Below are 19,087 nucleotides of genomic sequence, written 5' to 3' on the forward strand. Positions count from 1 at the left end.
ATGAGAAAGTATAAAAAGATCCAAGAGCTGTCTAGCTCCGGGCGTCTAGCCCCTCAGGGTCTAGCAAGGTGCGACTTGCGCTTTTCTTAAAGTTTGAGAGGGAATAATATGCATATACAAAATTTAACCCTTACTAATTATCGAAACTATGATTCTTTACAAATTGGTTTTGATGATAAAATCAACGTGATTATTGGTGAAAATGCACAAGGTAAAACAAATATAATGGAATCTATTTATGTTCTAGCATTTACTAAATCACACCGAACAGCTCGAGATAAAGAATTAATTCAATGGGACAAAGAATATGCTAAAATAGAAGGTAGTATCCAAAAGAGGAAACAAAAGTTCCCGCTGGAAATTCAGTTGACCTCAAAAGGGAAAAAAGCAAAATTAAATCATTTAGAACAGAGACGTCTTAGTGATTATGTAGGTGCATTAAATGTTGTCATGTTTGCACCTGAGGACCTAAACCTTGTAAAAGGTAGCCCACAAATACGAAGACGTTTTATTGACATGGAAATAGGACAAATTCAACCAGTCTACATTTATCACTTAGGTCAGTATCAAAAAATACTCAAGCAGCGGAATCACCTATTAAAACAACTACAAAGAAATCATAGTAAGGACCGAGTGATGCTTAAAGTGCTAACGGAACAATTAATTGAGCACGCTGTAATTTTAGTAGAGCGAAGATTTGGTTTTCTTCAGTTGCTTAGAAAATGGGCTGGTCCCATCCATCAAGGGATTAGTCGGGGGATGGAACAATTGGAAATCATATATCATCCCTCAACAGATGTATCAGAAGGACAAAATAGGGAAAAACTATTAAATATATATTATGAGCAGTTTGAACAAATGGAAGACAAAGAGATAGAGCGAGGTAGTACCCTACTCGGTCCTCATCGGGATGATCTAACTTTTTTTGTAAACGGAAAAGATGTCCAAACATACGGATCACAAGGACAACAGCGAACGACAGCATTGTCACTTAAACTTGCGGAAATTGAATTAATAAATAATGAAGTTGGTGAATATCCTGTTTTGTTATTGGACGATGTGTTAAGTGAGCTGGATGATTTCAGGCAATCTCATCTGTTAAATACTATTCAAGGCAAAGTCCAAACCTTTGTATCGACTACAAGCGTTGAGGGTATTAATCATGAGACAATCAAACAGGCAGAGCTTTTCCGTGTCAGTCATGGTGAAATAGGTTGCTAAAGGGGGAGTAAAGTGTTTATTCATATTGGGGATGACAATGTCATTCGTTCAGAAGATGTCATATCGATTATCGACTATAATCTAGTATCTTCTTCCACGATTAATGAAGAGATGTTAACCAATCAAAAAGCAAATAACATGCTTGTTAATCCTGTCCAGGAAGGAACAAAATCAGTTGTTATTACGAAGGATTTGATCTACTTGTCTCCCCTATCCGTGTTAACACTTAAAAAACGGGCAAGCATGATTTCAACCATAAGTAAACTAGAAGACTATTCGGAAGCTTTTGAGGAATAAACTCTAGGTAAACTTATTGGGCGATTAACGTGACAAACAATCCTCATTAAAAGAAATGTAGGTGAATGAAAGTGGCAATGGAAGAAAAAATTTTAAATGAACAAGTCTATGATGAGAATCAAATACAAGTGCTAGAAGGGTTAGAAGCAGTTCGTAAACGACCTGGAATGTATATTGGTTCAACGAATGAAAAAGGCTTGCACCACTTGGTTTGGGAAATTGTTGATAATAGTATTGACGAGGCGTTAGCTGGATATTGTGACCACATCCAAGTGACCATTGAAAAGGATAATAGTATTACGGTTATCGATAATGGAAGAGGTATACCTGTTGGAACGCATGAAAAAACAGGGAGACCTGCAGTTGAAGTTATTATGACCGTCTTGCACGCTGGTGGTAAGTTTGGCGGCGGGGGTTATAAGGTTTCTGGTGGTTTACACGGTGTCGGTGCCTCAGTAGTGAATGCATTATCTAGCGAATTGAATGTGTATGTTCATCGTGATGGTAAAGTTCACTATCTAGGCTTTCAACGTGGTGTACCACAGGCTGACTTAACAGTTGTTGGTGAAACAGATGTGACAGGAACGAAAACGCATTTTAAACCAGATCCAGAGATATTCGATGAAACAACTGAGTATAATTTCAGCACACTTGCCCATCGGTTAAGAGAACTTGCATTTTTAAATAAAGGATTGACGATAACCATTGAGGATAAACGTTCAGGAAATGAACCTGAAACGTTTTATTACGAAGGTGGTATTCGCTCTTATGTGGAACATTTAAATCGTACAAGAGAAGCACTGCATGAGCCATTCTACGCGGAAAAAGAAGAAGATGACATTAATGTAGAGGTGGCGTTACAATACAACGATGGTTTTGCAAGTAATATTTACTCTTTTGCAAATAATATTCACACCTATGAGGGTGGAACACATGAATCAGGTTTCAAGACCGGATTAACACGGGTTATTAACGATTATGCAAGAAAAAACAATATGTTTAAAGAAGCTGATCCTAACTTAACTGGTGATGATGTTAGGGAAGGTCTAACAGCAATTATTTCCATTAAACACCCAAATCCTCAATTTGAAGGTCAAACGAAAACAAAGCTAGGCAATAGTGAGGCAAGAACAATTACAGATGCATCGTTTAGTGAATTATTTTCTAAATTTTTATTTGAGAATCCTGATACAGCAAAAGTGATTGTTGAAAAGGGCTTAATGGCATCAAGAGCGAGAATTGCTGCTAAAAAGGCTAGAGAATTAACTAGACGTAAAGGTGCGCTAGAGGTATCAAGTTTACCAGGTAAATTGGCTGATTGTTCCTCTCGTGATGCAGCGATAAGTGAATTGTATATTGTTGAGGGTGATTCTGCAGGTGGTTCGGCAAAGCAGGGACGGGACCGACACTTCCAAGCAATTCTGCCGTTACGTGGTAAAATTATTAACGTAGAAAAGGCACGTTTAGATAAAATACTCTCCAATAATGAAATAAGGACAATTATAACCGCACTAGGTACTGGCATTGGCGAGGATTTTGATATTGCAAAAACAAGATATCATAAGGTAGTCATTATGACAGACGCAGATGTGGATGGTGCACATATTCGAACGTTATTATTAACATTTTTCTATCGTTATATGCGCCCATTAATTGATTACGGCTATATTTATATTGCGCAGCCACCACTATTCAAGGTACAACAAGGAAAGGCTGTCCATTATGCCTATAATGATAAAGAGATGGAACGTCTGATGAGTGAACTACCAAAGCAACCTAAACCAGGGATTCAACGGTATAAGGGGTTAGGGGAAATGAACGCCACACAGCTGTGGGAAACAACTATGGACCCAGAATCTAGAACATTACTTCAAGTAAGTTTAGAAGATGCAATGGATGCTGACCAAGTGTTTGATATGTTAATGGGTGATAAAGTAGAACCAAGACGTAACTTCATCCAAGACAATGCCATTTATGTGAAAAATTTGGATATTTAATAAATCTTTAGGTGAGCAAGGCGCTTACGCTTTTCTTATTTTCTAGCTCCGGCGCCTACGCTTTTCCTATTTTCTAGCTCCGGCGCCTAGCCCGCCTGAGGTCATAAGTCAATCCCTTCTGTGGCAAAGACCGCCACGTCAGGTCTTGTCTTATGCCTGTCGGGTCTGACCAAGGCGCCTACGCTTTTCTTACATAGTATTAAGATTGTTTAGAAACATGGTGAGATGCGGTTCGTCAATCATTGATGAATGACTTGGTGAGCTTAGCTAAATCTCTCTTCCTTATTTGATAGGAGGTAATTTATATGGTGGATAATCAACGTCCACAAGTTCAAGAAGTAAATATTGGGCAAGAAATGAGAACATCGTTTTTGGATTATGCCATGAGTGTTATCGTCTCTCGTGCATTACCTGATGTTAGAGACGGATTGAAGCCTGTACACCGAAGAATCCTTTATGCGATGAATGACTTAGGAATGCACTCAGATAAAGCATACAAAAAGTCTGCACGTATTGTTGGGGATGTAATTGGTAAGTATCACCCGCATGGTGACTCTGCTGTGTATGAAGCAATGGTACGGATGGCTCAAGATTTCAGTTATAGGTACATGCTAGTTGATGGCCATGGTAACTTCGGTTCTGTGGACGGTGACCCAGCTGCTGCAATGCGTTATACAGAAGCACGTATGTCAAAGATTTCGATGGAATTATTACGAGACATCAATAAAGATACGATCGACTACATGGATAACTATGACGGTTCAGAAAGAGAACCAAAGGTATTACCTTCTCGTTTTCCAAATTTACTTGTTAATGGTGCTTCTGGTATTGCTGTTGGTATGGCCACAAATATTCCTCCACATCAGCTTGGAGAGGTAATTGACGGTGTCTTAGCACTAAGTAAAAACCCTGATATTACAATTGATGAACTAATGGATGAATATATTTTTGGACCAGACTTCCCTACTGCTGCACAAATATTAGGTAGAAGCGGAATTCGTAAAGCTTACGAAACTGGTAAAGGGTCCATTACAATTCGAGCAAGGGCACATATCGAAGAGCATGCTAATGGAAAATCTACTATCCTAGTTACCGAATTACCTTATCAAGTGAATAAGGCAAAGTTGATTGAAAAAATCGCAGAGCTTGCTAGGGATAAGAAAATAGAAGGTATTACCGATCTACGTGATGAATCTGACCGTAACGGAATGCGGGTAGTGATTGAATTACGTCGCGATGCAAATCCAAATGTTTTATTAAACAATTTGTATAAGCAGACAGCAATGCAAACAACCTTTGGGGTTAATATATTAGCACTTGTTGATGGACAACCTAAAGTTCTTAATCTCAAACAATGTTTAGAAGAATACTTAGAGCATCAAAAGGTTGTAATTAAGCGCCGGACTGCCTATGAGTTAAGAAAAGCAGAAGCACGTGCCCATATTTTAGAAGGACTTCGTATTGCACTTGATCACATTGATGAGATCATTGCTTTAATTCGTTCTTCTGCAACAGCAGATATCGCAAGAGAAGGTTTAATGAGTAAATTTGAGCTTTCTGAAAAGCAAGCACAAGCAATCTTGGACATGCGTTTGCAACGTTTAACTGGTTTAGAAAGAGAAAAAATTGAAGAAGAGTACAAAGAATTAGTTAAACTAATTGCTGAGTTAAAAGCAATTTTAGCTGATGAAGAAAAAGTATTAGAAATTATTCGTGATGAATTAACAGAAATAAAAGAACGCTTTAATGATGAAAGAAGAACAGAAATTGCGCTTGGTGGTACAGACTTTTTCGAGGATGAAGATTTAATTCCTGAAGAAAACATTGTAATTACGTTAACCCACCAAGGTTATGTGAAACGTCTACCATCTTCAACTTACCGTGTCCAGCGAAGAGGTGGTCGTGGTGTACAAGGGATGGGAACGAATGAGGATGACTTTGTCGAACATTTAGTATCTTGTTCTACCCATGATACCGTTCTTTTCTTCACTAATAAAGGGAAGGTCTACAAGGCTAAAGGCTATGAGGTACCAGAATTTAGTCGGACGGCAAAAGGAATTCCTATTATTAATTTATTAGAAATTGAAAAAGAAGAATGGATCAATGCCGTCATTACCGTTAGTGAATTCGTTGATGACTGGTATTTATTCTTTACTACAAGACAAGGGATATCAAAGCGAACAACTTTATCGCAATTTGCCAATATTCGAAAAGGTGGGTTAATTGCGTTAAACCTTCGTGATGAGGATGAGCTTATCTCTGTTCGTTTAACAGATGGATTTAAACACATTATGATTGGAACACAAAATGGCTATTTAATTCGCTTCCCAGAAGATCAAATCCGTTCGATGGGTCGAACAGCTGCAGGGGTAAAAGGAATCTCCTTACGTGACGATGACCGTGTTGTTTCAATGGAAATTATTGAAGACGGCTTACAAGTATTAAACGTAACGGAAAATGGTTATGGAAAACGAACAAATGCCGAAGAGTATCGAATCACTAATCGTGGTGGTAAAGGAATTGTAACGAGTAATGTAACAGATAAGACAGGCAAAATTGTTACAGTAAAGGCTGTAACTGGGGAAGAAGATATTATGATTATCACCGTATCTGGTGTGTTAATTCGGATGCCTGTCAAAGGGATTTCTGTCACTGGTCGGAATACACAAGGTGTTCGACTGATTAAATTGCAGGAAGAAGAAAAGGTTGCAACAGTTGCACGAATAGATACAGAAGATGATGATGAAATAGTTGAAGGTGAACTAGACGAAACAACAGAAGTAACAGAAGTAATAGAAGAAAATACTGATTTAGAACCTGATTTGGATACAGAACCAGATTCAGACAATAGCGAAGAATAGTTAAAGAAAAGAGTCCCGTATACATATCGGGGCTCTATTCATATGCCAATCAAAGGGTGTGAAAAGGATGTTTGTCCATCCAAAGCAATTAATTCCTGGTTGTTTCATTGTTCGTGATGTTATCGGAAAAACGAATTACCCGATTGTATCTAAAAACACGATTGTCCGTGATATCCATATTGAAATTCTAAACAAATTTCTTATCGAGCAAGTAGAAGTTGCTAATCAACTAGAGAATGGGTCTCCCTTTATTCCACATGAACTAAGCAATATCAAGCCAAAGGATTCAAATTTAAATGATTGGAATTACCATCCAATCACATTTGAGGATTATTATTGGAACGCTGTAAATGGGTATAAACAGGTATATGAGGGTATTCAAAGTGGCTCTCCTATTGATATGAATGAGATTCGACACTTTGCTATTCCATTATTTGAACAAATTGACGACCTTGGATTAACTATTTATTTATTACATACTTTTTCATCCAAACAAGACTATTTTTTTCATCATGCAATTGGGATGGGAGTAATAGCTGCCTTTTTAGCAAAAAAACGGGGAATTGAAAAGGAATGGATTCAAATAGGATTAGCAGGACTACTTGCAGATAGTGGTATGGCAAAGCTGACGCGTGGACTCTTTAAAAAAGAGGGCAAGTTATCTGAGACAGAATATAAGGAGATTAAATTACATCCCACTTATTCGTACCGATTAGTTGAGAAAATACCATCGTTAACAATAGGAGCAAAATTAGCCATTTTGCAGCATCACGAACGAATGGATGGGACTGGTTATCCATTAGGTGTGAAAAGAAATAAAATTCACCCATATGCTTACATCGTTGCCATTAGTGACACTTATCACGCAATGACATCGGAAAGATTACATCAAGTGAAACAGTCTCCATTTAAAGTAATAGAGGAGATGCTTCAAGACCATTATCAAAAAATTGATCATGAAGTGTTTATGACATTTGTTCAACAGTTGACTAATTTTTCGACAGGAACAAAAGTGAAGCTGTCAAATGGCCAAACAGCTGAAATTGTATTTGTTTACCAACATTATCCAACAAGACCAATGGTACGACTAACAGAAGACAATACTATTGTTTCGCTAAAAGACCACCGCAATCTATACATAGATGAAATAGTAAAGTAGGTAAGTGACAAGGCTACAAGAGTTGTAGCCTTGTCATTTTTTTTGCAAGGAAAGAAAGTATAATAAAATCCAAGAGCTGTCTAGCTCCGGGCACCTAGCCCGCCTGAGGTCATAAGTCAATCCTTCTGTGGCAAAGACCACCACGGTCCAGTCATGTCTTAGGCCTGCCTTAGTCTAACCAAGGTACAGTGTCGATGCAAGGCCCGACCATCGACAGAAACAGCACATAACAGAGCCAAGTTTCAAAAGGTGTTAAGTACTAATACTTTTACCAACTTTATTTAGTCGTTTTTTTGTTGATATAGAAAGAGCCCTAGTAAAAAAGGGATTTTCGTTGCTGTTACATCTAAAAATTGCTTGATAAACGGATAATCTTCTGTCGGTAACGTGTGAAGTAAATCGCCCCACCATTCTGTTTCATAACGGCAAATCATACTCAAATTATAGAGCAATAAATAATGATTCATCACTTCGTTGCTTGTTGAAAATAAGTGTCTTTTAGCTGGAAAATAAAAGGTTTGTTCCTTTAAATGAAAATAAAAAGGTCCTTTTGATGAAGGCGATAAAGGTTCGTCTAAAAAGAGTTCAAGATGACCATTTTTTTGAACCGTTTGCTTAATGGTTGGTAAACAATTAGAGAGCTTTGCAATAAAGTTATTTTCTGTTAAGTGATAGTCGTCTAATAACTGATAAGGTAAAACAATTTGTTCAGCTTGGTAGTGACTGACAGGCACCAAAACGTCTTTTCCACGATGAAATTGATATAAAGAATTTAATTCTGGGATGGTGGCAAGCAATTGATCCATATTCGTTTTTTCAAAGGAAAGTTGTTCAAAATGATATAGATGTTTACAAATATAGGGGAACAATCCTTTATGTTGAACCTTTACTTCGTCTTGTAGAAAGGAATACTGCTGTTTCTTACGTTTCCTCGTTGATACCCCGTGTGCTAGCATACTTGTATTTTCTGGATATTGTGGTCTGCATGTTAATAGACATGCCTTTAATAAATGAACCATCCCATAAAAATACATAATTGGTTTCACTGTCATCATCGATGCTTGTCCAGCTTGATAAAATTGTAGTCCGTGTTGTAAATAATATAAAAACCGATAGCTATTCTCATAACTATTCAAGTTAACATCATCCATTTCTTGTTTTTGATAACAGGATTCTAAAAACTTTTGTGATGTATGTACAGAAGATAAGTATTGTAGAAAGTCAAAAATTTTTTTTTTAATCATAATAAATCCCTTTCCTTATTTCCGAGATAAATTTATTACCATTAATTACCTGCTTTGCCATCACATTTAAAATGAAAACGCTTAGCTTAATTTTTGCTTGATAAAAGGGTTGAAAAACAGTAAATGTTATCGTATTGTAAATAACAATAACAATTTCGACGTATTCTTACAGGTTTTTTAAGATAGAAAGTAAAAAATCCAAATGCTGTCAGGGGTAAGCAAGGCGCCCTGCGCTTTTCTTAATTGTCTAGCTTCAGCGCCCACCCCATCCGAGTCGTAAGACAATCCTCTGCATGGCAAAGACCGCCATTACGAGGCTTGTCTTACGCTTGTCAGGGGTAAGCAAGGCGCTTACGCTTTTCTTAATTAGTCTGTCCAATTTATTAAATTTTTATTGAAGGAGGCTCCATTGATGAGAGAGGATAAGTTTACTAAGGAAGGTCTTACGTTTGATGATGTGCTTCTTGTTCCAGCAAAATCGGATGTGCTGCCAAGGGATGTTCAAATTAATACGGAGTTATCACCGAAAATAAAGCTAAATATTCCTCTTATTAGCGCGGGAATGGATACTGTTACCGAAGCAGAAATGGCAATCTCAATGGCTCGCCAAGGCGGAATCGGAATTATTCATAAAAATATGTCAATTGAAGAGCAAGCTGAGCATGTTGACCGGGTCAAACGGTCAGAGAGCGGCGTCATTACGAATCCTTTCTTCTTATTACCGGATAATCAAGTATTCGATGCGGAACATTTAATGGGCAAATTTAGAATTTCTGGTGTACCTATCGTTAACAACAAGGAAGACCAAGTGTTGGTTGGTATCCTGACAAATCGTGATTTGCGCTTCGTTGAAGACTATTCGATTCGGATTTCTGAAGTAATGACTAGTGAAAACTTAGTTACTGCTCCTGTTGGAACGACCTTAAAAGAAGCAGGTAATATTTTACAAAAACATAAAATTGAGAAACTGCCTTTAGTGGATGACAATGGTGTATTAAAAGGCCTAATAACAATTAAAGATCTTGAAAAAGTAATCGAGTTTCCACACTCAGCAAAAGATAAACAAGGTCGCCTGTTAGTTGGAGCTGCAGTAACCCCTTCAGCAGATGTGACAATGAGAGTTGCTAAATTAGTAGAAGCGGGTGTTGATGTCATTGTTGTAGATACAGCACATGGACATTCTAAGGGCGTTCTAGAACAAGTACGAGTTATTAGAGATACCTATCCAGACCTTGATATTATTGCTGGAAACGTGGCAACTGCTGAAGCAACGAAGGCATTAATTGATGCAGGTGCCACTATTGTAAAAGTTGGAATTGGGCCAGGGTCGATTTGTACGACGCGTGTTGTTGCGGGTGTTGGTGTCCCACAAATCACTGCTGTATATGATTGTGCAACAGAAGCAGCAAAATATGGTGTTCCAGTTATTGCAGACGGTGGAATTAAATATTCCGGCGATATTGTTAAAGCTCTTGCTGCTGGTGCCCATGCGGTAATGTTAGGAAGTCTTTTTGCAGGGGTAACAGAAAGTCCAGGGGAAACGGAAATTTTCCAAGGAAGACGATATAAAGTTTATCGTGGTATGGGTTCTGTTTCAGCGATGAAGTCTGGTTCAAAAGATCGTTATTTCCAAGAAACAGATGAAGCTAAAAAGTTAGTTCCTGAAGGTATTGAAGGTCGGGTTGCCTATAAAGGACCTTTGGCCGATACGGTTCATCAGTTACTTGGTGGCCTCCGCTCAGGTATGGGATATTGTGGTGCAGCTGATTTAAATGCACTTAGAAATGACGCACAGTTTATCCGGATGACTGGTGCAGGACTTCGTGAGAGTCATCCGCACGATGTTCAAATTACCAAAGAATCACCGAATTATTCTTTATAAGCATGATAAGAGACTGGATTCTTTGGAATTCAGTCTTTTTCTAACAAGATAAGAAAGAAAAAATCCAAACGTGGAACATCAAGCGACAGCCACGTCTAGCGAAAGCGCTTTGTGACAAGATAAGCATTTGAGGATTGGCAATGAGGATAGGAGCGAACTAGATGCTAATACCAGACAAGGTCCATCCGTCCTGGACTTCATTTTTAACTGAGGAGATAAAGTCGGAACTACTAGAGATAGAGACCAAGATTGGGACTAATTTTAATCCTACGAAACCAGAAAACATTTTAAGATTTTTGACGACTAATCTCGATGAAAAACGGGTAATCTGGCTTGGTCAAGATGTTTATCCTGCAGAAGGAGTTGCAACAGGCAGAGCATTTGAAGTTGGTAATCTCACGAGTTGGAATCAACCATTTCGCCAAATTTCTATAAAAAATATTGTTCGGTTAATCCATAAAACGTATAACCATATCGAATCTTATGATGAAATTAAAAGTTTTACAGACATTAAGCACGAAATAGCAGAAAACGTCTTTCCAATTAAGCCGCCTAAAGAGTGGTTTAATTCTCTAGATGAGCAAGGAGTCCTCTTTTTGAATAAATCTTTTACATGCGCGATTGGGAAGGCAAATAGTCACCAGGCAATCTGGCAATTTTTCTCCAAACGAGTGATTCGTTACATTTCGGATAGAAGACCAGATATGATTTGGTTTCTATGGGGAAAAGAAGCCAAGGCATCTGATGTATTTATTAATCATGGGAAAATCTATACTAGTAGACATCCAATGATGTGTAGTAAAACGTATGAGGATGATTTTTTAAAATCAAATGGTTTTAAAGAGACGAGCCATCTCATAAACTGGTTGGGGTAGTGGACACTTGCAAAACCAAAATGAAATGAAGTTTCCCTTTATGAATTGGTGTGATAAAATAGCTGAGGTGTATACTTAAATTGTGGGGGTAGAGCTAAGTTGAAACATAAATTACGAGCATCTTTTCTAAATATACTTGTGTTAGTTACCTTGTTCTCAAGTATCGTTGTGGCGCCTGCTGTTGCAAGTGCGGCTGAAACAGTAGATGTGGAAGCAGAATCTGCTATATTAGTTGATGCACAAACAGGTAAAATTTTATTTGAGAAAAATGCAGATTTAAAGTTACCACCAGCAAGTATGACAAAAATGATGACAGAGTATTTGGTATTGGAAGCCATCAATAATGGTGAAATTAGTTGGGATACGACAACACAAATAAGTGATTATCCGTATAGTATCTCCAGTAATCCTTCTTTTTCAGGAATAGGCTTGATTCAAGACAAAGATTACACAGTTCGTCAATTGTATGAGGCAATGGCAATTATTTCTGATAACGCAACAACAATTGCCTTAGCTGAGCTTGTTGCAGGTTCTGAAGGTGAATTTGTCAAAATGATGAATGCTAAGGCCGAAGAGATCGGCTTACCTGATTATCAATTCGTTAATGCAACAGGACTTTCCAATGAAGACTTAGGTGATAACTATCCTGAAGGAACGGATCCAAGCGCTGATAACTTAATGTCAGCTAAGTCATCTGCTATATTAGCTTATAACTTAGTCAATGATTATCCTGAAGCACTAGATATCTCGAGTACAATGATGTCTGAATTAGACGGTAGACCATTAGAGAACTTAAACTGGATGCTTCCGTGGGATAATAATAACTTTGCTCAATTTGGATTTGAAGGTGTGGATGGGTTAAAAACCGGTTGGACAGAGGAAGCAGGATACTGTTTTACAGGAACTGCAGAACGTGATGGAAGACGTGTTATCACAGTTGTAATGCGAACAGACAGTAAAGGTGCACGCTTTGCAGAGACGAAAAAATTAATGGAATATGGTTTCTCTAAGTTTTCTAAGGAAGAACTATTTCCTGCTGGGTATCAAATTGAAGGTGAATCAGCCTTACCAGTAGCAAAAGGGAAAGAAGATACCGTTGAGATTGCTGCAAAAGACGCGATTACGGAAATGATTAGAAATGGTGAGAAAGAAAATTATTCAGTTAACTATGTCTTAGATGAAAGTGTACTTAACGAAGATGGTGAACTTGTTGCACCGATTGAAAAAGGTACAAAAGTAGGTACGATGGAATTAGTGTACAATGGGGAAACAGATTATGGCTATATTGGTAAAGACCAAGTTACCCAAACGGTAGATGTTGTGACAACAGGTGCCATTGAAAAGGCAAACTGGTTTGTGCTAGCTATTAGCTCGATCGGTGACTTCTTTGGAAACATTTTCTCTAGTATTTCAAATTTGATTAAAGGCATGTTCTAAATTTTATAGACAACAAAGCGGCTTGGTGTTTGAGGAATACCAAGCCGCTTTTTTTACAGGGTAAGAAACCACCATGGCTTTCTGCAGCCACCATCTATGATGAAAAAAGGATAGCATTTATTAATTGTTGAGTGTGCTGTAATTTTTTTGGGTATATTTATTAATTTGTACTCTGCTTACAATGCCTTTTTTCATACAAAAGCATAAAAAAAATCCAGGAGCTGTCTAGCTCTGGGCGCCTACCCCGCTTAAGCTTGTCGGGGGTGCCCAAGACGCCCTGCGCTTTTCTTACAAGTGTTGATGATGCCCAGGATCATCGACAGAATTAAGTTTAGATTAGGCAAAAGTGTAGATGATGGACCCAATCATCGACAGAATAGGGATTGATAAAAGAAAAATGTGTCAATGAAGAAGAAGCTAATCACCACAGTCGTTAATAAAACAGTCATTTTTAAGCAACTTTGGAATAGTTGTCTGGTTTACTTGCTAATTTGTTTGAAATTGTTATACAATGTTGAATAATAATGTATAATATATCAGATATTTCTAAATAGAGATTCGTAATCAATTTGTGCAAAATGGGAGGATAATCAAATATGTCAAATTTAGGTACAGATCGCGTAAAACGTGGAATGGCAGAAATGCAAAAAGGTGGCGTCATCATGGACGTTATCAATGCAGAGCAAGCTAAAATTGCAGAAGAAGCTGGTGCAGTTGCGGTTATGGCACTTGAACGAGTTCCATCAGACATTCGTGCAGCTGGCGGTGTAGCAAGAATGGCAGACCCAACAATCGTTGAAGAAGTAATGAATGCTGTTAGTATTCCAGTCATGGCAAAAGCTCGTATCGGACATATTGTTGAAGCAAGAGTATTAGAAGCAATGGGCGTTGACTACATTGACGAGAGTGAAGTACTTACTCCAGCTGATGAAGTTTACCACCTGTTAAAGAGCGATTATACTGTTCCATTTGTTTGCGGATGTCGTAATATTGGCGAAGCTGCTCGTCGTATTGGTGAAGGCGCATCAATGCTTCGTACCAAAGGTGAGCCAGGAACAGGTAACATTGTTGAAGCGGTTCGTCATATGCGTGAAGTACAAACACAAATTCGTCAATTAATTCATATGTCAAAAGATGAAATCATGACATTTGCTAAAGAACATGGTGCTCCATATGAAGTACTATTAGATATAAAAGAAAGAGGACGTCTACCGGTTGTTAACTTTGCTGCTGGCGGAGTAGCTACACCTGCTGATGCTGCATTAATGATGCAACTTGGTGCAGATGGTGTATTCGTTGGGTCAGGTATTTTTAAATCAGACAACCCAGCAAAGTTTGCTCGTGCTATTGTTGAAGCAACAACACATTATGAAGATTATGAATTAATTGCAAAAGTATCAAAAGGACTTGGTACAGCAATGAAAGGTCTTGAAATTAGTACAATTGCTCCTGAACAACGTATGCAAGACCGCGGATGGTAATTAAAAAGGAGAATGTAACAATGACAAAAGTAGGCGTTTTAGGACTTCAAGGTGCAGTAAGGGAACATGTTCAGTCCATTGAAGCATCCGGTGCAGAAGCGTTGATCATTAAACGAAAAGAACAATTAGATGAAATAGATGGTTTAGTTCTTCCAGGTGGCGAAAGTACAACGATGCGTCGTCTCATTGATAAGTATGATTTTTTCGATGCACTTATAAATTTTGGTAAATCGGGTAAACCTATCTTTGGAACATGTGCAGGTTTAATTTTACTAGCGAAAGAAATCGTTGGACAAGATCATGCCCATTTGCAGCTAATGGATATGAAGGTGGAAAGAAATGCATTTGGCCGACAAAAGGATTCTTTTGAAGCTGCACTAAACATCAAAGGTATTGGTGCAGATTTTGATGCAGTATTTATTCGTGCTCCATATGTTGTTGAGGTTGGCGACGATGTAGAAGTATTAGCAAGCTATAAAGGTAATATCGTTGCTGCAAGACAAGGTCATTACCTATGTAGTGCTTTTCATCCCGAGTTAACTGATGACCTTCGAATGGTACACTATTTTGTCGAAATGGTTGAACAATCAATAAAACAACTTGCATCATCGTAAAATATTAGCTATTCTATACTATAAAATAAGTGAAAACGTTGATAGGAAATAGTAACTGTGTTTCTATCTTAAGAGAGCCGATGGTCGGTGAAAATCGGTGTTAGGGGCCTGTGAATCCATCCTTTGAGTGGTGTGCTGAAAGAAGTAGGCAAACCCGGTTGTTTCTGATAATGACAACCGTTATCCAAAAAATGAGCCGGAAGAGCAATCTTCAATCAGGGTGGTATCGCGGGTTAACTCTCGTCCCTATATTTATTTAGGGATGGGAGTTTTTTATTTCAAAAAAACAGCTCCAGCATTGGTGTTAAGTTACGAAAAAATCATGTAGAAGGAGGATATTTACATATGTTAGATATGAAATATTTACGGGATAATTTTGATGTGGTAAAAGCAAAATTAAACAATCGTGGCGAGGACTTATCTGACCTTGATAAGTTTGGTGCCCTTGATGTCCGCAGAAGAGAGTTAATTGCAGAGACAGAGGAATTAAAGGCAAAACGTAACGAGGTGTCAAAGCAAATATCTGTTTTGAAAAAAGAAAAAAAAGATGCAGATGATTTGATTTTGGAAATGCGTCAAGTTGGGGATAAGGTAAAAACAATCGATACAGAGCTAAAGCAAGTAGAGGAGCAGTTAGAACAATTGCTATTATCTATTCCGAATATTCCACACGAAAGTACTCCCGTTGGGGAAAGTGAAGATGATAATGTTGAGGCTAGGAAGTGGGGAGATGCACGGAATTTTAGCTTTGAACCTAAAGCACATTGGGACATTGCAACGGATTTAGACATTTTAGACTTTGAACGTGCAGCTAAGGTTACAGGCAGCCGCTTTGTCTTTTACAAAGGGCTTGGTGCACGATTAGAGCGGGCATTAATTAACTTTATGATGGACCTTCATGCAGATGAGCATGGTTACCAAGAGATGCTACCTCCGTATATGGTAAATCGAACAAGTATGACTGGAACAGGTCAATTACCGAAGTTTGAAGAAGATGCATTTAAAATTCAAGATTGGGATTACTTCTTAGTTCCAACTGCTGAAGTACCGGTGACAAATTATCATCGTGAGGAAATTTTAACTGTGGATGACTTACCAAGAAAATATGTAGCATTTAGTGCTTCTTTCCGTTCTGAGGCAGGATCTGCTGGTAGAGATACACGAGGACTCATTCGTCAGCATCAATTTAACAAGGTTGAGTTGGTTCAATTTGTGAAGCCGGAAGAGTCTTATCAAGTATTAGAAGAGCTGACTGGTCATGCGGAAAAGGTCTTGCAATTACTCGAATTACCTTATCGCGTTATGAGCATGTGTACGGGAGATTTAGGTTTTACTGCAGCTAAAAAATATGATATAGAAGTATGGATCCCAAGTTATCGAACATATCGTGAAATTTCATCTTGTTCTAATTTTGAAGATTTTCAAGCAAGACGTGCAGGAATACGTTTTAGAAGGGATGAAAAAGGGAAACCTGAATTTGTACACACATTAAATGGCTCTGGTTTAGCACTTGGAAGAACTGTCGCGGCAATCATTGAAAACTATCAACAAGAGGATGGTTCTGTGCAGATACCTGAAGCATTACGCCCATACATGGGTGGTGTGCAAGTAATAAAATAAAAGGATTGTAACTTTGGGGCAGTTTTGACATTTTCCCCCTATGTTAATGAAAATGATAATGGCCAAGCCTAAGGTTCAATTATGACTGTCCCAACAATCTTTTTTAAAAAAATATTGACAAGCCTTACGCAAAATGATATATTTATTTTTGTCGTCACGGAGGAATACCCAAGTCCGGCTGAAGGGATCGGTCTTGAAAACCGACAGGGGCTTCACGGCTCGCGGGGGTTCGAATCCCTCTTCCTCCGCCATTTCTTATGCGCTTAAAAATTGGAGATTATACGATACAAGTAAAACCACTACAATGATTGTAGTGGTTTTTTATCTTTAAAGGATAAAAAAGCAAGAGATGTCTAACTCCGGGCGCGCCTTGTGCTTTTCAGGGGTGGGCAAGGCGCCCTTCGCTTTTTTTTCTTAATGTATTTAGACTCCCGCCTCTAAGCGAAGCATTGGAGGGTAACATCTCTTTAAAAAGATGTTATGATGGAGAGAAGAACTATTCTATAAGTAAAGTAGATACATAAAGGGGTTTTGTTATGGTTAATAAAATTGCTTTTATTGGTGCGGGATCAATGGCAGAAGCAATCCTCGCAGGAATTGTGGCAAAAGAGGTATTACCTGCGAAACAGATAAGTGTCACGAATAGACAAAATCAAGATCGTTTAAACGTGCTTGTAAACCAGTATGGTGTTTTTGCTTCAACGAATAAAGAAGAAGTGGTAAGCGGTGCAGATGTAGTTATTTTATCGATGAAACCAAAGGATGTAGAAGCGGCGATTGCTACGGTTAAACCTTATATAAAAGAAGACCAATTGGTTATATCAGTATTAGCAGGTGTTTCAACTGACTTTTTATCTGAACAATTAAGTAGCAGCGTACCTGTGATTCGAACGATGCCTAACACTTCAGCAACGATAGGTCAATCAGCGACAGCAATTGCAGCTGGTAAGTTCGCAACAGATGACCATGTTGCAAAAGCAGCAGAGTTGCTAACGGCAATTGGAACAACAACTGTGGTTGAAGAAAAGGATTTACATACGATAACAGGATTATCTGGCAGTGGACCGGCTTATTTTTATTATATGGTGGAAGCGATGGAAACAGCTGCAGTTAATGCAGGAATAGATGAGAAAATTGCAAAAGAGTTAGCCCTACAAACAATTTCAGGAGCAGCACAAATGCTGAAACAAACAGGAGAAAACCCTAGCGAATTAAGAAAAAAAATAACAAGCCCAGGTGGGACAACCCAGGCTGCAATTGAAACGTTAGATCAATTTAAATTCCAAGAGGCAATTGAGGCTTGTATTACAAATGCTGCTAAGCGCTCAGAAGAAATGGGTGCAGCTTTTAAAATTTCAAAGTAAATTAGACATCAAAATTTAATAACTTTTTTTGATAAGAAAGAATCCAAGCGTGGATAACATTCAGCAACAGTCACATCTAGTTTCTGCGCTTTTCTTATTAGCATGTCTCTTGGAATTTTAATTAATGTCTTGTATAATAAATAAATGTTATGGCTCCATAGCTCAGGGGATAGAGCGTAGGTTTCCTAAACCTTGCGTCGCAGGTTCGAATCCTGCTGGGGCCATCAGAAAAACCTTGCTACGGCAAGTTTTTTTGTTCTTGCAATTTTTTATTCTCATAAAACATATTGTAACAAGGTCAACAAAAAAGCATTATGGGAAGTGCCCATAGTGCTTATTTTCTCTGTTTGAATTTAGCTATGTTTTATACATTTTTGTTTTTAATACTCTAACCGATTTTTTTATAATCTCTTTAAAATCAATTTGTCCTTTTACAAGCTCATAGTCTGCTTCAAATTGGTCCCTTTCACAAAGGTATTGTTCTCCATCTTTATCGGTAATTAGATAATCACCCGGGAGCCCTTTTGTTGTACCATCGGTTGTTTCGATCGTAATAGACCTTGTCAGCTTGACTGCTTCCACAACAATTGGCTTTTTTCTATACTTAGGCATAGGTATCAACCTCCTTATACGTACAATAATAGACTATGCAAACCGGGTGAATGTGTATAGGCTATTGTGTTGCATACTTGAATTTTCTAAATTGTATGAATTAATTTAGGAGGGAGTTTAACCTATTTCCTATTCAAGGGTTCACAGTAAAAAACAATCCCTTAATTAAGGCAATAGTAAAGATTACAACTAAGCCAGCGAGAGTAAGCAATCCGTATAAAAATCCATCTTCATTCATGATACATTTCTCCTTTTGTTAACTAACGAATATATAGGAAGGCAAAGGGGGATGCAAAAGATAAGATAGCTAGCACCGTAATGGCTACCCCACCTAGTTTATTGCCATCCCTGAAGTTAATCCGGGCTTGGTATAACGTATAGATTCCAATTAGTATGCCTAATAAAAAACTAAGGATAAAGTAC

General features: G+C 38.1%; 14 protein-coding genes, 2 tRNA genes and 1 other annotated feature. Of the genes, 14 read left to right on the plus strand and 2 right to left on the minus strand.

What is annotated here, in order from left to right:
* Positions 1 to 108: 108 nt before the first annotated feature.
* The 5 genes from recF (at position 109) to NC799_RS12620 (ending at position 7,535) form a co-directional block, all read left to right on the plus strand.
* On the plus strand, positions 109 to 1,221 hold the full coding sequence (recF, locus tag NC799_RS12600) for a DNA replication/repair protein RecF (protein WP_272446804.1): 1,113 nt from the start codon (positions 109 to 111) through the stop codon (positions 1,219 to 1,221).
* 12 nt (positions 1,222 to 1,233) lie between these two features.
* The gene (gene remB / locus NC799_RS12605; protein ID WP_272446805.1) at positions 1,234 to 1,518 is read left to right on the plus strand and encodes an extracellular matrix regulator RemB; all 285 of its coding nucleotides are present in this window, start codon (positions 1,234 to 1,236) and stop codon (positions 1,516 to 1,518) included.
* Between the two features lie 77 nt (positions 1,519 to 1,595).
* Positions 1,596 to 3,515 (plus strand): DNA topoisomerase (ATP-hydrolyzing) subunit B, encoded by a 1,920-nt coding sequence (gene gyrB, locus NC799_RS12610; protein WP_272446832.1) that lies wholly within the window; start codon positions 1,596 to 1,598, stop codon positions 3,513 to 3,515.
* Between the two features lie 305 nt (positions 3,516 to 3,820).
* On the plus strand, positions 3,821 to 6,376 hold the full coding sequence (gene gyrA, locus NC799_RS12615) for a DNA gyrase subunit A (RefSeq protein ID WP_272446806.1): 2,556 nt from the start codon (positions 3,821 to 3,823) through the stop codon (positions 6,374 to 6,376).
* Between the two features lie 67 nt (positions 6,377 to 6,443).
* Positions 6,444 to 7,535 (plus strand): HD-GYP domain-containing protein, encoded by a 1,092-nt coding sequence (locus NC799_RS12620; RefSeq protein ID WP_272446807.1) that lies wholly within the window; start codon positions 6,444 to 6,446, stop codon positions 7,533 to 7,535.
* 281 nt (positions 7,536 to 7,816) lie between these two features.
* Here NC799_RS12620 and NC799_RS12625 read toward each other — a convergent pair whose 3' ends face one another.
* A complete protein-coding gene (locus NC799_RS12625; RefSeq protein WP_272446808.1) occupies positions 7,817 to 8,779 on the minus strand; it encodes a YaaC family protein in 963 nt (320 codons plus the stop codon).
* Positions 8,780 to 9,191: 412 nt separating this feature from the next.
* On the opposite strand from NC799_RS12625, the gene guaB reads away from it, so the two are divergent.
* From guaB to NC799_RS12670, 9 genes are all read left to right on the plus strand, one after another.
* A complete protein-coding gene (gene guaB / locus NC799_RS12630; protein WP_272446809.1) occupies positions 9,192 to 10,661 on the plus strand; it encodes an IMP dehydrogenase in 1,470 nt (489 codons plus the stop codon).
* A gap of 161 nt (positions 10,662 to 10,822) precedes the next feature.
* On the plus strand, positions 10,823 to 11,536 hold the full coding sequence (locus NC799_RS12635; protein ID WP_272446810.1) for a uracil-DNA glycosylase: 714 nt from the start codon (positions 10,823 to 10,825) through the stop codon (positions 11,534 to 11,536).
* A gap of 99 nt (positions 11,537 to 11,635) precedes the next feature.
* Complete coding sequence (locus NC799_RS12640; RefSeq protein WP_272446811.1) at positions 11,636 to 12,973, plus strand: serine hydrolase; 1,338 nt, start codon at positions 11,636 to 11,638, stop codon at positions 12,971 to 12,973.
* Between the two features lie 596 nt (positions 12,974 to 13,569).
* A complete protein-coding gene (pdxS, locus tag NC799_RS12645; protein WP_272446812.1) occupies positions 13,570 to 14,454 on the plus strand; it encodes a pyridoxal 5'-phosphate synthase lyase subunit PdxS in 885 nt (294 codons plus the stop codon).
* 20 nt (positions 14,455 to 14,474) lie between these two features.
* Positions 14,475 to 15,068: a pyridoxal 5'-phosphate synthase glutaminase subunit PdxT gene (gene pdxT / locus NC799_RS12650; RefSeq protein WP_272446813.1), complete on the plus strand. Its 594-nt coding sequence runs from the start codon at positions 14,475 to 14,477 to the stop codon at positions 15,066 to 15,068.
* Between the two features lie 29 nt (positions 15,069 to 15,097).
* Positions 15,098 to 15,319 (plus strand) — a binding site (T-box leader).
* Positions 15,320 to 15,413: 94 nt separating this feature from the next.
* Positions 15,414 to 16,688, plus strand: coding sequence for a serine--tRNA ligase (gene serS / locus NC799_RS12655; RefSeq protein ID WP_272446814.1), 1,275 nt, complete (start codon positions 15,414 to 15,416; stop codon positions 16,686 to 16,688).
* A 158-nt stretch (positions 16,689 to 16,846) separates the two neighbouring features.
* Positions 16,847 to 16,939 (plus strand) — tRNA-Ser (locus NC799_RS12660).
* A 285-nt stretch (positions 16,940 to 17,224) separates the two neighbouring features.
* Positions 17,225 to 18,052, plus strand: coding sequence for a pyrroline-5-carboxylate reductase (gene proC / locus NC799_RS12665; RefSeq protein WP_272446815.1), 828 nt, complete (start codon positions 17,225 to 17,227; stop codon positions 18,050 to 18,052).
* A gap of 151 nt (positions 18,053 to 18,203) precedes the next feature.
* Positions 18,204 to 18,276: transfer RNA gene (locus NC799_RS12670), tRNA-Arg, on the plus strand.
* Between the two features lie 133 nt (positions 18,277 to 18,409).
* Here the strand turns inward: NC799_RS12670 and NC799_RS12675 are convergent.
* Entirely contained in the window at positions 18,410 to 18,664 is a 255-nt protein-coding gene (locus tag NC799_RS12675) for a hypothetical protein (RefSeq protein ID WP_272446816.1), read from the minus strand.
* Between the last annotated feature and the right edge of the window lie 423 nt (positions 18,665 to 19,087).

The organism is Aquibacillus salsiterrae (genome assembly GCF_028416595.1).
Classification (GTDB): Bacteria; Bacillota; Bacilli; order Bacillales; family Amphibacillaceae; genus Aquibacillus_A; species Aquibacillus_A salsiterrae.